Genomic DNA, 20,952 nt, shown 5'->3' on the forward strand with positions numbered 1-20,952 from the left:
GATGGAACGTCTTGGAAAAGTACTTCGTGAATTTCGGACAAGTGGAAATTATTCTTTAAAGGAGGCTGCAGGCGAGTCCTGCTCTACCTCTCAGTTATCTCGCTTTGAGCTTGGGGAGTCTGACCTAGCAGTCTCACGTTTCTTTGAGATTTTGGATAACATTCATGTCACAATCGAAAATTTCATGGACAAGGCTAGGGATTTTCAAAATCATGAACATGTTGCTATGATGGCGCAGATTATTCCGCTTTACTACTCAAATGATATTGCAGGTTTTCAAAAGCTTCAAAGGGAACAACTTGAAAAGGCTAAGAGTTCGATCAATCCCCTTTATTTTGAGCTGAACTGGATTTTGCTACAAGGTTTGATTTGTCAAAGAGATTCGAGTTATGATATGAAGCAAGATGATTTGGATAAGGTAGCAGATTATCTCTTTAAAACGGAAGAATGGACCATGTATGAGTTGATTCTTTTCGGAAACCTCTATAGTTTCTACGATGTGGACTATGTAACTCGGATTGGTAGAGAAGTTATGGAGAGGGAGGAATTTTACCTAGAGATTGGTCGCCATAAGAGATTAGTATTGATTTTGGCCCTCAATTGTTACCAGCATTGTTTAGAGCATCTTTCTTTTGACAATGCAAGCTATTTTGAGACTTATACAGAGAAGATTATTGGTAAAGGTATTAAGCTTTATGAGCGTAATATTTTCCATTATCTAAATGGTTTTGCCTTATATCAAAAAGGACAGTGTAAAGAAGGTTGTAAGCAGATGCAAGAGGCCATGCATATTTTTGATGTGCTAGATCTCCCAGAGCAAGTAGCCTACTATCAGGAACATTACGAAAAATTTGTCAAAGATTAATTTTCCCAAATAAGGGAAAAAATAAAAAGCACCTTTCAGTTTTGATACAATAGTTTCAAAATTTGAGAGGAGTTTTTATATGAATCGCTATGCCGTACAGTTGATTAGCCGTGGAGCTGTTAACAAGATAGGAAATATGCTCTATGATTATGGAAATAGTGTCTGGTTGGCTTCCATGGGGACTATCGGGCAGACTGTTTTAGGAATGTATCAGATTTCTGAACTCGTCACATCTATTCTCGTAAATCCCTTTGGTGGAGTCATTTCAGACCGTTTTTCTCGTCGCAAAATTTTGATGACGACAGACCTTATTTGTGGGATTCTTTGTCTGGCTATTTCTTTTATAAGGAATGACAGCTGGATGATTGGAGCTTTGATTGTTGCTAACATTGTGCAGGCTATTGCTTTTGCCTTTTCTCGTACAGCCAATAAAGCTATTATAACTGAAGTGGTGGAGAAAGATGAGATTGTGATCTATAACTCTCGCTTAGAGCTGGTTTTGCAGGTTGTAGGTGTTAGCTCTCCTGTTCTTTCCTTCCTTGTTTTACAGTTTGCAAGTCTCCATATGACGCTACTGCTAGACTCGCTGACTTTTTTCATTGCTTTTGTTCTAGTGGCTTTCCTTCCGAAAGAGGAAGCAAAAGTTCAAGAGAAAAAGGCTTTTACTGGGAGAGATATTTTTGTAGATATCAAGGATGGGTTACACTATATCTGGCATCAGCAAGAAATTTTTTTCCTTTTGCTGGTAGCTTCCAGCGTCAATTTCTTTTTTGCAGCTTTTGAATTTCTCCTCCCCTTTTCGAATCAGCTTTACGGGTCAGAAGGAGCCTATGCAAGTATTTTAACTATGGGGGCTATTGGTTCCATCATTGGGGCTCTTCTAGCTAGTAAAATTAAAGCTAATGTTTATAATCTTTTGATTTTACTGGCTTTGACAGGTGTCGGAGTTTTTATGATGGGATTACCACTGCCAACTTTTCTTTCCTTTTCTGGAAATTTAGTTTGTGAATTGTTTATGACGATTTTTAATATTCACTTTTTTACTCAAGTACAAACCAAGGTTGAGAGCGAATTTCTTGGGAGAGTACTAAGTACGATTTTTACCTTAGCTATTCTATTTATGCCTATTGCAAAAGGATTTATGACAGTCTTGCCAAGTGTACATCTCTCTTCTTTCCTGATAATTGGAAGTGGTGTTATCATCTTGTCTTGTATATCGTTTATTTATGTTCGAACTCATTTTGAAAAATTGATATAAGGCTGCTTGAGTTTCAAAAATAATTTCAAACTAAGTATTTTTTCCGCCCTTCTCGTTTGTGAGGAGGGCTTAGTTTATGGTAAAATGGTCTTATGAATAAAAGAATGAATGAGTTAGTCGCCTTGCTCAATCGCTATGCGACTGAGTACTATACCAGCGATAATCCATCGGTTTCAGACAGTGAGTATGACCGTCTTTACCGAGAGTTGGTTGAGTTAGAAACTGCCTATCCAGATCAAGTATTAGCAGACAGTCCGACCCATCGTGTTGGTGGTAAGGTTTTAGATGGTTTTGAAAAATACAGTCATCAGTATCCTCTTTATAGTTTGCAGGATGCTTTTTCACGTGAGGAGCTTGAAGCTTTTGATGCGCGTGTTCGTAAGGAAGTGGCTCATCCAACCTATATTTGTGAGCTGAAAATCGATGGCTTATCTATCTCGCTGACGTATGAAAAGGGGATTTTAGTTGCAGGTGCAACACGTGGAGACGGTTCTGTTGGGGAGAACATCACAGAAAATCTTAAGCGTGTTAAAGACATTCCTTTAACTTTGCCAGAAGAACTAGATATCACAGTTCGTGGGGAATGTTATATGCCACGCGCTTCTTTTGACCAGGTTAATCAAGCTCGCCAAGAAAATGGAGAGCCTGAATTTGCCAATCCCCGTAATGCGGCGGCAGGCACACTACGTCAGCTGGATACAGCAGTAGTTGCCAAGCGCAATCTTGCAACGTTTCTCTATCAAGAAGCCAGCCCGTCAACTCGTGACAGCCAAGAAAAGGTTTTGAAGCACCTAGAACAACTTGGTTTTGTAGTCAATTCTAAACGAATTCTGGCTGAAAGCATGGATGAGATTTGGAATTTTATCCAAGAAGTAGGAGAGGAACGGGAAAATCTGCCTTATGATATTGATGGAGTTGTAATCAAGGTCAATGACCTAGCAAGCCAAGAAGAACTCGGTTTTACCGTCAAGGCTCCAAAGTGGGCAGTAGCCTACAAGTTTCCTGCTGAAGAAAAAGAAGCTCAACTCTTATCAGTTGATTGGACAGTTGGTCGTACCGGTGTTGTAACCCCAACTGCAAATCTGACACCTGTTCAGCTTGCTGGTACAACTGTTAGCCGTGCGACCCTGCACAATGTGGATTATATTGCTGAAAAAGATATTCGCAAAGACGACACGGTCATCGTCTATAAGGCCGGGGACATCATCCCTGCCGTTTTACGTGTGGTAGAGTCCAAACGGGTTTCTGAAGAGAAACTAGATATTCCTACAAACTGTCCAAGTTGTAACTCTGACTTGTTGCACTTTGAAGATGAAGTGGCTCTCCGTTGTATCAATCCGCGTTGCCCTGCTCAAATCATGGAAGGTTTGATCCACTTTGCCTCTCGAGATGCCATGAATATTACAGGCCTTGGACCATCAGTAGTTGAGAAATTATTTGCTGCAGATCTAGTCAAGGATGTGGCAGATATTTACCGTTTGAAAGAAGAAGATTTTCTCCTTTTAGAGGGGGTCAAGGAAAAGTCCGCTTCTAAACTATATCAGGCTATCCAAGCATCTAAGGAAAATTCAGCCGAGAAACTCTTGTTTGGTTTGGGAATTCGTCATGTCGGCAGTAAGGCCAGTCAGCTTTTACTTCAACATTTTCTCTCAATCGAAAATCTGGCTCAGGCAGATCCAGAGGAAGTGGCTAGTATTGAAAGCCTGGGTGGTGTGATTGCCAAGAGTCTTCAGACTTACTTTGCTACAGAAGGCTCTGAAATTCTTCTCAGAGAATTAAAAGAAGCTGGGGTCAATCTGGACTATAAAGGTCAGACAGTAGTAGCGGATGCAGCCTTGTCAGGTTTGACCGTGGTATTGACTGGAAAATTGGAACGTCTCAAGCGCTCAGAAGCCAAAAGTAAACTCGAAAGTCTGGGTGCCAAGGTAACAGGCAGTGTGTCTAAAAAGACCGACCTCGTCGTGGCAGGAGCAGATGCTGGAAGTAAACTTCAAAAGGCACAAGAACTTGGTATTGAGGTTAGAGACGAGGCATGGCTAGAAAGTTTGTAATGATCTTTTAAAAATAGAGTTTAGATAGAATGACAATATTTGTTAATCGGGACAAAATCGGTCAAGAATTTATTAGTGAAACAGAAATAAAATAAAAAGGAAAAATAAAAATGTATACCTACCCTATGCGCATTCATTACCATCGCAAGAATGGTGAATATGACACTTGCTCTTTTGTAAAAAGCCAGGATCAACGAATTGATTTACTAACTTACCAAGAAGATTATTTTGGTGCCTTATTTAGCTTTGAACACCCAAGTGTTCATCCCTTAGAAAGCTTGAATTTTGTGGTTCATACCGGCCAAATCAGTAAAGAATATGCTATCCGTTTTAATCACTATCCCCTCTTAACAGAGGTCTGGATTTTGGAAGGCGATGATCGGATTTATTACTCTGAAAATCCTGCTATTGCCAGTCCTTTCTATAAAAATCAAAATCCTTTTGCCTTTGATAAGGCCATTAACAGCGCTAGTTTTGACCATCATTGGGGTTACCAAGGGGAATTGGGTTGCCATGTAGAGGACAATCAGGCTCATTTTTCCCTCTGGTCACCAACAGCGACAGCAGTACAGGTTGTGGTTTATGAATCAGCTACTAATGATGCACCTGTTTGGAAGACTTTTGATATGGAGAGAGGCAATCGCTACTCTTATAACCATAAGGACAATACTATTGGTGTCTGGAGTTTGGATGTTGAGGAAGATTTGACTGGTAAGGCTTATCAGTATCAAGTCCAATTCCCTCATCACGAAACACTGACACGTGATCCTTATACAATAGCGACCAGCCCTGATGGCAAACGTTCTGCTATTCTGAGCCATGCAGAAAAACAAGTCGAAAATTTCGAGGTCAAGCATGGTTCTGATGCTGCTTGGCGTTTGGAAAATCCATGTAAGGCAGTTATTTGTGAAATGCATATTCGTGATTTGACCCAATCACCGACCTCAGGTGTGGATGAACATCTTCGAGGAACGTTCTTGGGTGCTGCTCAGACTGGAACGGTTAACCAGTACGGTCAGTCAACTGCTTTTGATCATATCAAGAAGTTGGGCTACAATTATGTTCAGTTGCAACCAATTGCAGACCGTCACAAAGAATACGATGAGGACGGGAATGTAACCTACAACTGGGGTTATGATCCACAAAACTATAACGCACCAGAAACTAGTTTTTCAACTAATCCAGATGATCCAGCTCAGGTCATTCGTGATTTGAAGACCATGGTTCAAGCTTACCACGATGCGGGTATTGGTGTCATTATGGATGTGGTCTATAACCATACCTTTTCAGTTGTTGATGCACCTTTCCAAACAACTGTCCCTGATTACTATTATCGTATGAATCCAGACGGTACCTTCCAGAATGGAACGGGTGTTGGAAATGAAACAGCCAGTGAACACGAAATGTTTCGCAAGTATATGATTGATTCTCTTCTATACTGGGTGCAGGAATACAATATTGACGGATTCCGTTTTGACTTGATGGGGATTCATGATGTCAAGACCATGCAGATGATTCGTCAGAGTTTGGATGAAATTGACCCTAACATTATCCTCTATGGAGAAGGTTGGGATATGGGAACAGGTCTTGCCCCTTATGATAAGGCTAAGAAAGACAACGCCTACGAAATGCCAAACATTGGTTTCTTTAATGACAATCAGCGTGATGCTGTCAAAGGTGGAGAAGTTTACGGTGCAATTAAATCAGGTTTTGTCAGTGGTGCTGCGACAGAGCCAATTCTAGCTAAAGCAATCCTAGGAAGTCGTGAATTAGGAACCTATACACATCCAAATCAGGTGCTTAACTATGTAGAAGCCCATGACAATTACAATCTTCACGATTTATTGGCAACTCTTCATCCAGACCAAAGTTCAGAACAAATCATGCGCAAGGTTGAGACAGCCACAGCCATGAATCTGCTCATGCAAGGAATGGCCTTTATGGAAATCGGTCAAGAATTTGGTCGTACCAAACTGGTTGCGACTGGTGAGAATGGTGAGTTGACCCATGATGATAGAGAGCGTGCGATGAATAGCTATAATGCTCCTGACAGTGTGAACCAAGTCAACTGGGATTTGATCAATGAGCGTCAAGATAGTATTGAGTTTATCCGTCAAGTCATCCGATTGAAGACAAAAACTGGTGCCTTTTCTTACTCTAGCTATGATGAAATTTACCATCATGTCTTTGTGCATTCTGCGATTGAACATAGCGGCTGCCTTATCTATGAAGTTCATGGGAAAGAACACCTCTTGGTTGTTGTGAATGCTAAATCCGAACCCTATCAGTTTGAGAATGCAGGAAATTTAGCCATGTTGGTAACCAATAGTCGTTCAAAAGAAGATAATGTTTTAGATGATATTAGTCTAGCCGTCTTGAGTGTTTTATAAAGACCATCTATCTCGCTATTCTAACACATTATTGGAAGTGAACGAATAGAAAGAGCTTAGCTAACAACTCACTTGTATAGAAAAGTTGATAAATATTTTCATCAAATGTGTAAAATCAGGAAATTGTTTTCCTGGTTTTATTTTTTTGCTATAAAACAATAATAATCATAGAAAAAATCCGAACTTTTTGGTATTATAGTAGAGAAAAGAAAGGCGTTTTCACATTTTTTTGAAAAAATATTGCTTTACAAGTGGACACATCAGTGAATTTGTTGAAGATTTTCAAAATAATTTTAAAGAAGTATAGTAATTTACTTGAATCTTCTCTAAAAAGGTAGTATAATAAAAACATAGAAAACGCTTACAGAAAAGAGGGGGTATTATGGATAAAAGAGAAGCTTTGCGCACCTTTATGACAGGAGAGAATTTTCACCTTCAGCATTATCTAGGAGCACATAAGGAAGAGCTAAATGGAGAGTATGGTTATACTTTCCGTGTTTGGGCACCTAATGCTCAGGCTGTCCACTTGGTGGGGGATTTTACCAACTGGATTGAGGGTCAGATTCCAATGGTAAGAAATGACTTTGGGGTCTGGGAAGTCTTTACCAATATGGCTCAAGAAGGGCATATTTACAAATATCATGTCACACGTCAAAATGGTCATCAACTGATGAAGATTGACCCTTTTGCTGTCAGATATGAGGCGCGTCCAGGAACAGGGGCAATCGTAACAGAGCTTCCTGAGAAGAAATGGAGGGATGGACTTTGGCTGGCACGAAGAAAACGTTGGGGCTTTGCTGAACGTCCTGTCAATATCTATGAAGTTCACGCTGGCTCATGGAAAAGAAATCCTGATGGTAGTCCTTATAGTTTTGCCCAGCTCAAGGATGAACTCATTCCTTATCTCGTTGAAATGAACTATACTCATATTGAGTTTATGCCCTTGATGTCCCACCCTTTGGGGTTGAGTTGGGGTTATCAGCTTATGGGTTACTTCGCTTTAGAGCATGCTTATGGTAGACCAGAGGAGTTTCAAGATTTTGTCGAGGAGTGTCATATCCATAATATTGGGGTTATCGTAGACTGGGTACCAGGTCACTTTACCATCAATGATGATGCCTTAGCCTATTATGATGGGACACCGACTTTTGAGTACCAAGACCATAATAAGGCTCATAACTATGGTTGGGGCGCTCTCAATTTTGACCTTGGAAAAAATGAAGTCCAGTCCTTCTTGATTTCTTGTATTAAGCATTGGATCGATGTCTATCATTTGGATGGTATTCGTGTGGATGCTGTTAGCAACATGCTCTATTTGGACTATGATGATGCTCCATGGACACCTAACAAAGATGGGGGAAATCTCAACTATGAAGGTTATTATTTCCTTCAACGCTTGAATGACATTATTAAGTTAGAATATCCAGATGTGATGATGATTGCAGAAGAAAGTTCGTCTGCAACCAAGATTACGGGAATGAAAGAGCTTGGTGGTCTAGGATTTGACTACAAATGGAATATGGGCTGGATGAATGATATCCTCCGTTTCTACGAAGAAGACCCAATTTACCGTAAGTATGACTTTAATTTGGTGACTTTCAGCTTTATGTATGTTTTCAATGAAAACTATCTCTTACCATTCTCGCACGATGAAGTGGTTCATGGCAAGAAGAGTATGATGCATAAGATGTGGGGAGATCGTTACAATCAATTTGCAGGTTTGCGCAATCTCTACACTTACCAAATTTGTCACCCTGGTAAGAAATTGCTCTTCATGGGTAGCGAATATGGTCAATTCCTAGAATGGAAATCTGAGGAACAGTTGGAATGGTCTAACCTAGAAGACCCAATTAATGCTAAGATGAAGTATTTCACTTCTCAGCTAAACCAGTTTTACAAAGACAACCGCTGTCTGTGGGAAATTGATACCAGCTATGATGGTATTGAAATCATTGATGCGGATAATCGAGACCAGAGTGTTCTTTCCTTCATCCGTAAGGGTAAGAAGGGCGACATGCTAGTCTGCGTCTTTAATATGGCACCTGTTGAACGAAAAGATTTTACAATTGGACTGCCTATTGCAGGGATTTATGAAGAAGTCTGGAATACTGAGTTAGAAGAGTGGGGAGGCGTTTGGAAAGAACATAATCAAACTGTTCAAACGCAAGAAGGACTATGGAAAGATTATGAGCAGACCTTGACCTTTACCCTACCGGCTATGGGAGCAAGTGTTTGGAAAATCAAACGCCGCTTGAAATCTGCAAAAACCGTCACAAATAAAAACCAAAAAGGAGTAGAAAATGAAGAATGAAATGTTAGCTTTGATTCTTGCTGGTGGGCAAGGAACTCGTCTCGGAAAACTCACTCAAAACCTTGCAAAACCAGCTGTGCAATTTGGTGGGCGCTACCGTATCATTGACTTTGCTCTTTCAAACTGTGCCAACTCAGGGATTCACAATGTTGGAGTCATTACACAGTACCAACCTCTTGCTCTCAATAACCATATTGGGAATGGTTCAAGCTGGGGACTAGACGGTATCAATTCTGGTGTCTCTATTCTTCAACCGTATTCTGCAAGTGAAGGAAATCGTTGGTTCGAAGGGACTAGTCACGCTATTTACCAAAATATTGACTATATCGACAGTGTCAATCCTGAGTATGTCTTGATTCTGTCTGGGGACCACATCTATAAAATGGACTATGATGATATGCTCCAGTCACACAAGGATAATAATGCTAGTTTGACAGTAGCAGTTCTTGATGTTCCTCTAAAAGAAGCTAGCCGTTTTGGTATTATGAACACAGATGCCAATAACCGCATTGTTGAATTTGAAGAAAAGCCAGCACAACCAAAATCTACAAAGGCTTCTATGGGTATTTACATCTTTGATTGGCAACGTCTGCGCAATATGCTTGTTGCTGCTGAAAAGAGCAATGTAGATATGTCAGATTTTGGTAAAAATGTCATTCCAAATTACCTTGAGTCAGGTGAAAGTGTCTATGCATATGAGTTTAATGGCTACTGGAAAGATGTTGGTACCATTGAGTCACTTTGGGAAGCAAATATGGAGTACATTTCTCCAGAGAATGCCTTGGACAGCCGTAACCGTCAATGGAAGATTTACTCAAGAAACTTAATTTCACCACCAAACTTCCTTGGGGCAAATGCTCATGTGGAAGATTCCTTGGTTGTTGATGGCTGTTTTGTAGATGGAACTGTTAAACATTCTATCCTTTCAACAGGTGCGCAAGTTCGCGAAGGGGCAGAAGTAGTAGATTCAGTTATCATGAGTGGTGCAATTGTTGGTCAGGGAGCTAAAATTAAACGTGCCATTATTGGTGAAGGTGCAGTTATTTCTGACGGTGTCGAAATTGATGGAACAGAAGAAGTACAAGTTGTAGGATATAATGAAGTAGTGGGGGTAGCAACAGATGAAGATTGATAAATATTCTGCCATTTTAGGAAATACAGTTGGTTTTCATGATATGTCAACACTGACGGATCACCGTCCAGTAGCTAGTTTGCCATTTGGTGGTAAATATCGCTTGATTGACTTCCCACTTTCCAGTCTTGCTAATGCAGGTGTCCGTAGTATCTTTGGTATTTTCCAACAAGATAATATCAGTTCTGTCTTTGACCATATCCGCTCAGGACGTGAGTGGGGCTTATCAACCCTTCTCAGTCACTATTATCTAGGTATTTACAATACCCGTGTAGAAAGTAGCACAGTTGGAAAAGAATACTACCAACAGCTGCTCACCTATTTAAAACGCTCTGGGTCAAACCAAACAGTTGCCCTCAACTGCGATGTTCTGATTAACATTGATTTGAACCAAGTTTTCCATCTACATAGTACAACAAAGGGACCTATCACTGTAGTTTATAAAAAACTAGCTAAGAAAGACATTTCAGAAGTAAACGCAATCTTGGAAGTAGATGAAACAGACCATGTTCGTTCTCATAAACTATTTGATAGCAAGTTACCAGATCAAATCTATAACATGTCCACAGATATCTTTGTCGTCGATACACCTTGGTTGATTGAACGCTTGGAAGAAGAAGCTAAGAAAGAACATCCAGAGAAATTGCGTTATGTTTTACGTGATTTAGCTGCCAAAGAAGGAGCTTTTGCCTACGAGTACACAGGTTATCTGGCAAATATTCATTCTGTAGAGTCTTATTACAAAGCTAACAAAGATATGCTTGAATCACAAAAATTCTACTCTCTCTTCTCACCAAATCAAAAGATTTATACAAAGGTCAAAAACGAAGAGCCAACTTATTATGCTAATACATCTAAGGTAAGCACTTCTCAGTTTGCATCTGGTAGTATTATTGAAGGTCAAGTGGCTAATTCTGTTTTATCACGTAATATTCATGTCCATAAGGATAGCTTGGTTAAAGATAGCATCTTATTCCCTCGTGTTGTTATTGGAGAAGGGGCTCAGGTGGAATATGCTATCTTGGATAAGGGTGTTGAAGTTGCGGATAGCGTTGTGATTCGAGGAACTGCAGAACATCCAGTCGTTGTTAAGAAAGGTGCTAAAGTAACAGAGGATATTCATTCATGAAAATTTTATTTGTAGCAGCTGAGGGTGCGCCCTTTTCAAAAACAGGTGGTTTGGGAGACGTCATTGGCGCTCTTCCTAAATCACTGGTAAAAGCGGGACATGAAGTTGCAGTGATTTTACCCTACTATGACATGGTAGAGGCTAAATTTGGAAATCAGATTGAAGATATTCTTCATTTTGAGGTGAGTGTTGGTTGGCGCAGACAGTACTGTGGAATTAAGAAAATAGTACTAAATGGTGTGACCTTCTACTTTATTGACAACCAATATTATTTCTTCCGTGGTCATGTTTACGGCGATTTTGATGACGGAGAACGCTTTGCCTTTTTCCAACTGGCTGCCATTGAGGCTATGGAAAGAATTGACTTTATTCCTGACCTTCTCCATGTTCATGACTACCATACAGCTATGATTCCTTTCTTGTTAAAGGAAAAATACCGTTGGATTCAAGCCTATGAGGGCATTAAAACTGTTTTAACCATTCATAATTTGGAATTCCAAGGACAATTTTCAGAAGGAATGTTATGGGATTTGTTTGGAGTCGGCTTTGAACGTTACGCTGATGGCACCCTTCGCTGGAATAACTGTTTAAACTGGATGAAGGCAGGTATTCTCTATGCGGATCGTGTTTCAACCGTTTCGCCTAGCTATGCTCATGAAATTATGACTAGTCAGTTTGGATGTAACTTGGATCAGATTCTTCGAATGGAGTCTGGTAAGGTCTCTGGTATCGTAAATGGGATTGATGCTGACCTTTATAATCCTCAGACGGATGCTCTTTTAGACTATCATTTCAATCAGGAAGATTTGTCTGGGAAGGTCCAAAACAAGGCAAAATTGCAAGAGAGAGTTGGCTTGCCAGTTAGATCTGACGTTCCTCTGGTGGGAATTGTTTCTCGTTTGACACGTCAAAAAGGTTTTGATGTGGTGGTGGAAAGTCTGCACCATATCTTGCAAAATGATGTTCAGATTGTTCTTTTGGGAACTGGTGATCCAGCCTTTGAAGGAGCTTTCTCATGGTTTGCTCAAATATATCCAGACAAGCTATCAGCAAATATCACTTTTGATGTCAAACTAGCTCAAGAAATCTACGCTGCTTGTGACCTCTTCCTCATGCCGAGTCGTTTTGAACCATGTGGCTTGTCTCAAATGATGGCTATGCGTTACGGAACCTTGCCATTGGTTCATGAAGTTGGTGGTTTACGAGATACCGTTAAAGCCTTTAATCCAATCGAAGGAAGCGGTACTGGCTTTAGCTTTGACAATCTATCTCCTTACTGGTTAAATTGGACTTTCCAAACAGCTTTGGACTTGTATAGAAACCATCCTGATGTTTGGAGAAATCTACAAAAACAAGCTATGGAGTGTGATTTCTCGTGGGATACAGCCTGCAGGTCATACCTTGAGTTGTACCATAGTTTAGTTAATTAATAGATAAAATCGTATGATGACTTCATACGATTTTTGGGCTGTTTAGAGAGGAGAACTGATGTCTCAAGTAAAAGGTTTGTGTGTTATGGATGTTGATGGAACCTTACTCCTAGAAGAAGTAATTGATCTTTTGGGAAGAGAGGCAGGTCGTGAGGAGGAAATTTCGCTGATTACAAGTCGGGCAATGAGAGGAGAGTTAGACTTTGAAAGCAGTTTAAGAAAAAGAGTTTCCTTGTTGGAAGGACTTCCTGTTTCTGTATTTGATAAAGTCTTCAACTCAATTCATCTATCGCCAAATGCCCAAGAATTCATCTCTATTCTTCAAAAGAATGGCATCTTGGTTGGTCTGGTGTCTGGTGGATTTACTCCAATAGTTGAGAGGCTTGCAAAATTCCTTGGTATTGCCTATTTCTCTGCCAATCAACTTGAAGTCAAAGATGGTCTTTTAACTGGAAAATTGATTGGACAAATTATAAGTCCTGAGGTCAAAAAAGAGACTCTGGAAAAATGGAGAGAGGAACTAAAACTTCCTCAAGAAAGAACTGTTGCAATCGGTGACGGGGCTAATGACTTATTAATGTTGAAGTCAGCAGGACTGGGAATTGCTTTTTGTGCCAAAAAAGTACTGAAACAAGAAATACCAAACCATGTTGACAAGAGGGATTTTTTAGAAGTTCTTCCCTTGATTGACTGTTTAGAATGAGGGAAAATATGAAGATTGTAATTGCACCAGATTCGTTTAAGGAAAGCTTAACTGCTGAAGAGGTAGCTGAAGCAATAAAAAGAGGCTTCCAACAATCAATAGCAGATGTAGAATGTCTTCTCTGCCCTATTGGTGATGGGGGAGAAGGTACTGTAGATGCTATCCGACATTCTCTTGACCTTGAAGAAAAATGGATCCAAGTGACAGGCCCTTTTGGACAAAAAGAAGCCATGCGCTATTTTCAAAAAGGGGAACTGGCACTATTTGAAGTAGCTGATTTGGTTGGCCTTGGAAAAATTCCGATAGAGAAACGAAATCCACTTCAAATCCAAACTTGTGGTATTGGAGAGTTGATTCGCCATCTCATTGCTCAAGGGATTAAAGATATCTATATTGGCGTTGGTGGCACGGCCAGTAATGATGGAGGAATTGGGATCGCTGCTGGTTTAGGTTATCGATTTTATGATAGGGATGGAAATGTCTTGCCCACTTGCGGTCAGTCCTTATTAAACTTAGCTTCTATGTCAACAGAAAATCGCTGTGAACTTCCTGAAGATGTGCAAATTCGTATTTTAGCAGATGTCGTGAGTCCCTTATGTGGTCCTCAAGGTGCGACCTACATTTTTGGAAAACAAAAAGGCCTTGATCCTACTATGTTTGAAGTCGTAGATCAGGCAATCCAAGATTTTTATGAAAAAGCCTCACCTGTAACATTGGAAATTAAAGGAGTAGGAGCTGGTGGAGGCATTGCTGGCGGTTTGTGTGCCTTTGCTCAGGCAAATATCGTGTCTGGAATTGATACCTGCTTGAACTTAATTAACTTTGATAAGAAAGTTTCACATGCTGACTTGGTAGTTGTAGGAGAAGGAAGGCTAGATCGTCAAAGTTTAGCAGGTAAAGCGCCTATAGGTGTTGCAAAAAGAACCCCTGTCGGAGTTCCTGTCATTGCTATTTGTGGTAGTCTTGCTGACGATTTACCTCCTTTACCATTTGAAAATATCCAAGCTACCTTTTCTATTTTGGAGAAATGTGAACCTTTAGAAGATAGTTTGAAAAATGCCAGTCTCTATCTGGAGCACACGGCTGCCAATATTGGGCGTTTATTAAGTCTGAGTAAGATTTAGCCGAACCATTTCTTCCATAAGGATGTTTTGGCAGGTTCTTCCTTTTTACCTTCCCAAAGTTTTGCAAAAGCAAGTCGAAGGTCCTTTTCTTCTACTTGTACTGGTGCATTGCTATGGATAATCAGGCCAAAAGGAGAAGAAGTATGCTCTTCAGATACAATGGTAGCTTGACTATCAGTTTCTTTTGCTTCCTTCAAGTAGAAAACTTGCTTGTCAAATTCGATAGTTGGTGAAATCTTCACAAATAGTGGCTCTGCTTTTTCCTGAAGGTTTTCTAAAATAGATAAAAAGCCTTTTTCTAGCTGAGGGCTATTTGCTGTGTCAATATCTGCATATCCAAGAACTCTTTCCTCAAAAGTACCAAGATAGCGTCTTTGCTCATCCGGATTTAGTTTTGGCTCACCATGAGCTTTTTCAAGTAATTGTTTTGATAAATCTGTCATGAAAATAGTATATCATAAAAGTTAGAATAAAACAGACAAAAGAAAGCGATTACTTTATAAAGTTAAGGAAAATTTGCACAAAGATAACGTTTTTTCTTGAAAAAGGAGGGTTTTTAAGGTATTATAGAGGTGTAAAAAATTTAACTCATAAGGAGAGTAAAAAATGTCAATTATTACTGATGTTTACGCTCGCGAAGTCCTAGACTCACGCGGTAACCCAACACTTGAAGTAGAAGTTTACACTGAATCAGGTGCTTTCGGACGTGGTATGGTTCCATCAGGAGCTTCTACTGGTGAACACGAAGCAGTTGAACTTCGCGACGGTGACAAATCTCGTTACGGTGGTCTTGGTACACAAAAAGCTGTTGACAACGTAAACAACATCATTGCTGAAGCTATCATTGGCTACGATGTACGTGATCAACAAGCTATCGACCGTGCTATGATCGCTCTTGACGGTACTCCTAACAAAGGTAAATTGGGTGCAAACGCAATCCTTGGTGTGTCTATCGCTGTAGCTCGTGCTGCCGCTGACTACCTTGAAATCCCACTTTACAGCTACCTTGGTGGATTCAATACTAAAGTTCTTCCAACTCCAATGATGAACATCATCAACGGTGGTTCTCACTCTGACGCTCCAATCGCTTTCCAAGAATTTATGATCGTACCTGCTGGTGCGCCATCATTCAAAGAAGCTCTTCGTTGGGGTGCTGAAATCTTCCATGCACTTAAGAAAATCCTTAAATCTCGTGGTTTGGAAACAGCCGTAGGTGACGAAGGTGGATTTGCTCCTCGTTTTGAAGGAACTGAAGACGGTGTTGAAACTATCCTTGCTGCTATCGAAGCTGCTGGATATGTTCCTGGTAAAGACGTATTTATCGGATTTGACTGTGCTTCATCAGAATTTTACGATAAAGAACGTAAAGTTTACGACTACACTAAATTCGAAGGTGAAGGAGCAGCTGTACGTACTGCTACAGAACAAATCGACTACCTTGAAGAATTGGTAAACAAATACCCAATCATCACTATCGAAGATGGTATGGATGAAAATGACTGGGACGGTTGGAAAGCTCTTACTGAACGTCTTGGTGGTAAAGTTCAATTGGTTGGTGACGACTTTTTCGTAACAAACACTTCTTACCTTGAAAAAGGTATTGCAGAAGGTGCTGCTAACTCAATCCTTATCAAAGTTAACCAAATCGGTACTCTTACTGAAACATTCGACGCTATCGAAATGGCGAAAGAAGCTGGTTACACTGCCGTTGTATCACACCGTTCAGGTGAAACTGAAGATTCAACAATCGCTGACATCGCAGTTGCAACTAACGCAGGACAAATCAAGACTGGTTCACTTTCACGTACAGACCGTATCGCTAAATACAACCAATTGCTTCGCATCGAAGACCAACTTGGTGAAGTAGCTGAATACCGTGGATTGAAATCATTCTACAACCTTAAGAAATAATCGTTGATTTAACAACGTTTCTAGCCCCTCGGATTTTATCCGAAGGGCTATTTTTGTATTTAGGGGGCAAAAAAGGGGCAAAACTTTTTAAAAAATCTTTTTCATAACTTTATCCAGTACATTGATTGCTTCATCTTTCATGTTCTTTGTGACGTGGGTATAGATGGAAGTGGTGACCTCAGAATCAGAATGGCCAACCCTGTCCATGATTGTTTTTAGAGGAATTTTATTTTCAGCTAAAATGCTAATAGTTGTATGTCTGAAGATGTGAGGTGATAGATGTTTAGGAATTGGTTTTTTAAGGCGTTCATTTGCTCGCTGGAGAGACTTGCTTAGGATGGAGCTATGAACGGGCTTTCCCGTATTTGTAACAAAGATGCGGTCGCTTTTATGCCAATTCTTATCGGTTGTTTCGCTTAGACGATTTAATTCAATCATTTTATCAAGTATTTCAATCTCTCTTTTTGTGAGGTGTGTCGTCCTGAAGCTGGCAAAAGTCTTAGTTCCATCATCGTCTGGAATGTATCGATTAAATGTAGTATGAATATCTAATGTCTTACTATCTTTGTGATATTTGTCTAGAGTCAGACCAGCCAACTCACCGACACGACAACCGTTCAGAATCATGAACTCACATGCCAAGGCGTATCGTAATGTAATATCTTTTCGATAGAGTTCTTTTAAAATAGCCTTGTATTCTTTTGGTTCTAGGTATTTATCTTTTGCGTTTTTCATCTGCTCTAAGCTTTGTTTCTTTCTAGGCAATTTCGCTTTTCTAGCAGGATTATTTTCGATAAAACCTTGGTCGATAGCATAGTCAAAGAAGACGTTTAGAATTGATTTGACACGGTATTTTTGGGTATATGTCCATTCTTCAGTATCAATCAATCTTTGAACCAGCCGCACATCCATATTTTCCAATTTAGTACCTAGTTCAACTTTATCGGATATTCGGTTGTAGGTAGCTAACATAGTCTTATACGTACTCAATTTAATTTGCTTCTGGTGAAATTCCCACCATTCGTCAAAGACTGTGTGAAAGAGAGCAGAAGCAGTAGTCAATTTTTGCAGTAAGGATTCTATCTTTTCGTCCAGTTGTTTCTGAGCTTCTTTCTTAGCCCTGCTTGATCCAGAGTCAAGGGTTACAGACACCCTTTTCCATTTCTCGGTATAAGGGTCTTTGTATCGCTCAAAAAATTTGTATTTTCCGTTAGGAAGTTCTTCCATCCACATTGATTTTCACCTCATTTCTTGATAAAATAGGTATAGTAAAGCAGGCTTTTTAATGCCGTTTACTATACAGGATATCCTCACACTCAAAGATGGCCGTCGGAGAGCGTGGGGATTTTTTTGGTTTTGAAAAGGGAAGCAACAGTTAAGTTACTTCCCCTGGCACGCTAAGGTGCAAAGTCTAAAATTATGAGGGCATGCCTCTAAGTAACTTAATTATAGTTCAATTTATAAATACTGTCAACAATCTACTCAAACCCTTTGAAACTCTCTAAAATCTTATCTTTTGAGTCTGTAGCGTTAAGCACTAAGACAACATAATTTCCGTAGATATAAGCAGGGTGCCCGATTAACTCTTTTTCTTTCTTAGCTTCTTTAAACATTGGGTTTTTATCGTAATATTCGTAAACCTCTACAGCAGTATCATCTTCTAAGATGAACCCTTTCCCTGATTCGGCTTGAATAAGGCTAGCTTCTTTTGAGATTTCTTCTTTGATTGTGAAGCCATTGCTTTCTAGCGCTTTTTTAAAATCGTCTAAGCTAGTAGCCTTTTTAGAAGCAGGTTTGTCATTTGCTTTAGTTTGCTCGGTTTTTGGTTGTTCTGCGCTATCTTTGGTAGCCGATTGATTGTTAGAGCAGGCTGCTAGAACAGTAGCAGTAAGCAAGATTGCTGATGTGGTCAGTAGTTTTTTCATGGGTATTCTCCTTTATTTCCGGTTTACGCAACTATTTCCAAAATGGAAACAGTTGGTTTTAATTTATACTCTTGGTTCATTACGGTGCCAATCATTAGGAAAACCTAAAGACTGGTTGATTACATTGATGTCTATAGAAGGCAGCTTTTTCTCTAGTTTGATAACTTTCTTTCTAAGAGTATTCCATAAAATGTTGAATTCTGCTTTACTAATAAAGCATTGAAGGCTAATAATTGTTGAATATACAGTTTTTCTACTGTCATCTCCCATCAAGATCTCTTCGTTATGAATCGTTTCCCAAAACGTACTATTAGAACGGCATCTGAAGTTTAATAAGCGATTATTGTGAGCGCATTTGTTTCGTACCTCGTTAATATTTTTTAGAAAAGATATCAAGGTTTCTGGTGGGAAAACATCGTTAAAGTCAGGTATGTTTGTGCTTATAAAACTTACTAAATCCCGTGCGATTTCATTTTGGAGTGAGTTCGGCAGGTTTTCAATAATCGTGCGTAAATCTCCAAACTCTAGATAATCAGTTAGTACCCAGATTGGGACATCTGAATGAGTATGTGCGTAGTGGTGAATGGAATTTCCTCTGTATCGCTTGTTTGTGTTTATGATTTTGGATAGTTTTGATACAATAAATCCCACGTCTAATATTTTATTATCTGCATAAGAATTGGTGTTTAAATAAGCGTATTTTTGACTGGGGTAGGCTTCGGCGAATCTGTGAGCAGTGATTGACTTGATATGGTGTTCAGCTTCAAGAATAGCTTGCAAAATGGCTCGTTTTACATCTTTGTCAAATGTATAGAGACTTGAAACTTCGTCAAATGTGACGCCGTCAATATAAGTGTCAGTACCAGGGTGTTGAAAAAACTTACTGTATCCATTGATAATATTGTAGTAATTGTTACTTAGTAGGTACTTAGCTGCTTTAGACTCATCTGTAATGGATAACCCTCTGATTTTTAGTGTTGCGATTTGTTCCTCGATTGTTTTAAATGGCTTCAAAAAAAACTCCCCCATTCTAATTTAGAATGAAGGAGTTTTCCCGTATCGGTCCCCGTAGAGATCCCGACGCTTTCTCTCTAATGAATTCATTCTAAATGATTTTTTTTAAAAAGTCAACTGTTTTTTTAATATTTTTAAAAAAATAATTTTTTTATTCCCCTCTATACACTCCGATAACTGCATAAATCTTGATGTGCGTGTCTTCGGCTGGTGGGAAGTCTAGGGTGATGTCTTCGTACTTGTCATTGAGTGATACGAGGCGTAGTCGTCCGTTTTCGGTGTATATCTTTTTGAAGTAAGAACGGTCTCCGTATGCGATAACTGCTAAATCTCCGTTGTAGGTAGTTAGTCCTTTGTCTACTAAATAGAGAATGTCTCCGTCTTGATAGTCAGGTTGCATGGAGTCTCCGCTGACCTTAGTCGCAATATCGTGACGTGGTGGTTGCTGGTCAACCTCTATAGTCTCTCTGTCTGTATCGTCGTAGCCAAATCCATAGTTAAATCCACAAGCTGCAGCCGTCTCAGATACAACCTCAACTTGGTACAAGCTGATAACTTCCGATACTTCGTTTATCTTCGTTTCTTCTTCGTTTTGCTCTGTGTACATCTCGCCGTTTGCTTTTTGTCTCTCCAGAAGCTCCTCAGACGTCCGTAGGACGATTTTTTTATTATCTGGGGTTAATTGTACTACCTTGTCCGTTATCTGCTGTATGAGCAAATCTGGGGACGCTGTGGGGGTGTCTCCTTTACTAATAGATGGAAAGAAGTCATCAATACTTACACCCAAAATATCGCATAGAGAAAATAGCATATCTTGATTAGCTTTACGTTCCCCCTTTTCATATCTACTAATGGTTTGTTTTGTTGTATTTAGCTTTTGAGCAAGTTCATCTTGAGTAAAACCAGCTGATTTTCTGAATAGCTTTATCTGATTTCCTATGTATTTTTTTAAGTCCATATTTTTTACTCCTGTGATGTTATATGTAGATTATATAAAAAAGTCACCGAAAACGCAACTTTTTTTATTTTTTCATTAAAAAAGTGTTGACTTGTCACCAAAATGGTGATATAATTAAATCATGGTTGAGGTAATCAACCAAATAAAAAAGGAGGTGCAGCCAATGAGGCGACAGGAACAAAGACCTAAAAAAAGAGAATTCGGCTTAAAAATCCAAATTCTCTGGTTCAAATTCGAACTTCACTACTCAATAGAGTGGTAGAAGTTTACAAGGGGCTGACCTAAAGCCCCTCCCCTTTAAAGGGGTACTGTCATTGTATCATATAGGCTGTATCTCCTGCAAGAAAAAGGAGAAAAATATGGATTGGAAAAAATTCTTGTTTGGTAACTTTGATTACGAAAAGATAAATCAAGACAATCATGCAAAAACTTCCTTGGAAATTCGAGGTGGACTTATTCCGAGTATATTGTTCTGGTCTGGTATTATCGTACTAATTTTATATTTAATTTTCAGATAGGGAGGTGGTTATGATTTGCAAATACTTTTGTATGAATTACGTAAATCCAAAGGATTGACGCAAAAAAAATTGGCAGATAAACTTGGGATATCCGAAACGGCATATCGTCAGAAAGAAAAGGGGCAACGTCCTTTTACTCAAGATGAAATGTTTTTCTTGCATAGTTTTTTTAATAAACCATTGCAAGAAATTTTTTTACCAAGATAGTCACCAAAATGGAAACATCAAAAAGG

General features: G+C 39.5%; 18 protein-coding genes. 13 read left to right on the top strand and 5 right to left on the bottom strand.

Annotation, left to right across the window (positions count from 1 at the left end; genetic code table 11):
- The first annotated feature begins 1 nt into the window (after position 1).
- From HT728_RS04730 to HT728_RS04775, 10 genes are all read left to right on the top strand, one after another.
- Positions 2 to 865, top strand: a complete 864-nt coding sequence (locus HT728_RS04730) for an XRE/MutR family transcriptional regulator (RefSeq protein ID WP_000440277.1) — start codon at positions 2 to 4, stop codon at positions 863 to 865.
- A gap of 79 nt (positions 866 to 944) precedes the next feature.
- A complete protein-coding gene (locus HT728_RS04735) occupies positions 945 to 2,123 on the top strand; it encodes an MFS transporter (RefSeq protein ID WP_001083042.1) in 1,179 nt (392 codons plus the stop codon).
- A 92-nt stretch (positions 2,124 to 2,215) separates the two neighbouring features.
- On the top strand, positions 2,216 to 4,174 hold the full coding sequence (ligA, locus tag HT728_RS04740) for an NAD-dependent DNA ligase LigA (protein WP_173217846.1): 1,959 nt from the start codon (positions 2,216 to 2,218) through the stop codon (positions 4,172 to 4,174).
- A gap of 110 nt (positions 4,175 to 4,284) precedes the next feature.
- Positions 4,285 to 6,564 (top strand): type I pullulanase, encoded by a 2,280-nt coding sequence (gene pulA / locus HT728_RS04745; RefSeq protein WP_050971579.1) that lies wholly within the window; start codon positions 4,285 to 4,287, stop codon positions 6,562 to 6,564.
- A gap of 382 nt (positions 6,565 to 6,946) precedes the next feature.
- On the top strand, positions 6,947 to 8,875 hold the full coding sequence (gene glgB / locus HT728_RS04750; protein WP_173234049.1) for a 1,4-alpha-glucan branching protein GlgB: 1,929 nt from the start codon (positions 6,947 to 6,949) through the stop codon (positions 8,873 to 8,875).
- Positions 8,865 to 10,007, top strand: coding sequence for a glucose-1-phosphate adenylyltransferase (locus tag HT728_RS04755; RefSeq protein ID WP_000787247.1), 1,143 nt, complete (start codon positions 8,865 to 8,867; stop codon positions 10,005 to 10,007). Before glgB ends, HT728_RS04755 begins: the two co-directional genes overlap by 11 nt.
- Positions 9,997 to 11,136 (top strand): glucose-1-phosphate adenylyltransferase subunit GlgD, encoded by a 1,140-nt coding sequence (gene glgD / locus HT728_RS04760; protein ID WP_173234051.1) that lies wholly within the window; start codon positions 9,997 to 9,999, stop codon positions 11,134 to 11,136. Before HT728_RS04755 ends, glgD begins: the two co-directional genes overlap by 11 nt.
- Positions 11,133 to 12,566, top strand: a complete 1,434-nt coding sequence (glgA, locus tag HT728_RS04765; RefSeq protein ID WP_173234053.1) for a glycogen synthase GlgA — start codon at positions 11,133 to 11,135, stop codon at positions 12,564 to 12,566. The genes glgD and glgA overlap by 4 nt, the downstream gene beginning before the upstream one ends.
- Positions 12,567 to 12,624: 58 nt before the next feature.
- Complete coding sequence (serB, locus tag HT728_RS04770) at positions 12,625 to 13,269, top strand: phosphoserine phosphatase SerB (protein ID WP_173234055.1); 645 nt, start codon at positions 12,625 to 12,627, stop codon at positions 13,267 to 13,269.
- Positions 13,270 to 13,277: 8 nt separating this feature from the next.
- Positions 13,278 to 14,393, top strand: coding sequence for a glycerate kinase (locus tag HT728_RS04775; protein WP_173234057.1), 1,116 nt, complete (start codon positions 13,278 to 13,280; stop codon positions 14,391 to 14,393).
- Here HT728_RS04775 and HT728_RS04780 read toward each other — a convergent pair.
- Positions 14,390 to 14,836 (bottom strand): DUF1694 domain-containing protein, encoded by a 447-nt coding sequence (locus tag HT728_RS04780; protein ID WP_173234060.1) that lies wholly within the window; start codon positions 14,834 to 14,836, stop codon positions 14,390 to 14,392. The genes HT728_RS04775 and HT728_RS04780 overlap by 4 nt on opposite strands.
- Before the next feature lie 163 nt (positions 14,837 to 14,999).
- Between HT728_RS04780 and eno the strand changes: the two genes are divergently transcribed.
- The gene (gene eno, locus HT728_RS04785) at positions 15,000 to 16,304 is read left to right on the top strand and encodes a surface-displayed alpha-enolase (protein ID WP_112443688.1); all 1,305 of its coding nucleotides are present in this window, start codon (positions 15,000 to 15,002) and stop codon (positions 16,302 to 16,304) included.
- Between the two features lie 87 nt (positions 16,305 to 16,391).
- On the opposite strand, the gene HT728_RS04790 is transcribed toward eno, so the two are convergent.
- From HT728_RS04790 to HT728_RS04805, 4 genes are all read right to left on the bottom strand, one after another.
- Positions 16,392 to 17,537: a site-specific integrase gene (locus tag HT728_RS04790; RefSeq protein WP_191994277.1), complete on the bottom strand. Its 1,146-nt coding sequence runs from the start codon at positions 17,535 to 17,537 to the stop codon at positions 16,392 to 16,394.
- Positions 17,538 to 17,782: 245 nt separating this feature from the next.
- Complete coding sequence (locus HT728_RS04795) at positions 17,783 to 18,229, bottom strand: hypothetical protein (RefSeq protein ID WP_173234062.1); 447 nt, start codon at positions 18,227 to 18,229, stop codon at positions 17,783 to 17,785.
- 63 nt (positions 18,230 to 18,292) lie between these two features.
- Positions 18,293 to 19,243, bottom strand: coding sequence for an Abi family protein (locus tag HT728_RS04800; RefSeq protein ID WP_023937584.1), 951 nt, complete (start codon positions 19,241 to 19,243; stop codon positions 18,293 to 18,295).
- Positions 19,244 to 19,394: 151 nt separating this feature from the next.
- Positions 19,395 to 20,201, bottom strand: coding sequence for a S24 family peptidase (locus tag HT728_RS04805; protein ID WP_173234064.1), 807 nt, complete (start codon positions 20,199 to 20,201; stop codon positions 19,395 to 19,397).
- 359 nt (positions 20,202 to 20,560) lie between these two features.
- On the opposite strand from HT728_RS04805, the gene HT728_RS04810 reads away from it, so the two are divergent.
- Together HT728_RS04810 and HT728_RS04815 are read left to right on the top strand one after the other, a co-directional pair.
- The gene (locus HT728_RS04810; RefSeq protein ID WP_166727863.1) at positions 20,561 to 20,719 is read left to right on the top strand and encodes a hypothetical protein; all 159 of its coding nucleotides are present in this window, start codon (positions 20,561 to 20,563) and stop codon (positions 20,717 to 20,719) included.
- Between the two features lie 15 nt (positions 20,720 to 20,734).
- Positions 20,735 to 20,926, top strand: coding sequence for a helix-turn-helix transcriptional regulator (locus HT728_RS04815; RefSeq protein ID WP_173234066.1), 192 nt, complete (start codon positions 20,735 to 20,737; stop codon positions 20,924 to 20,926).
- Positions 20,927 to 20,952 lie beyond the last annotated feature (26 nt).

Source organism: Streptococcus sp. 544 (assembly GCF_013277385.1).
In the GTDB taxonomy this organism is placed as follows: domain Bacteria; phylum Bacillota; class Bacilli; order Lactobacillales; family Streptococcaceae; genus Streptococcus; species Streptococcus mitis_BA.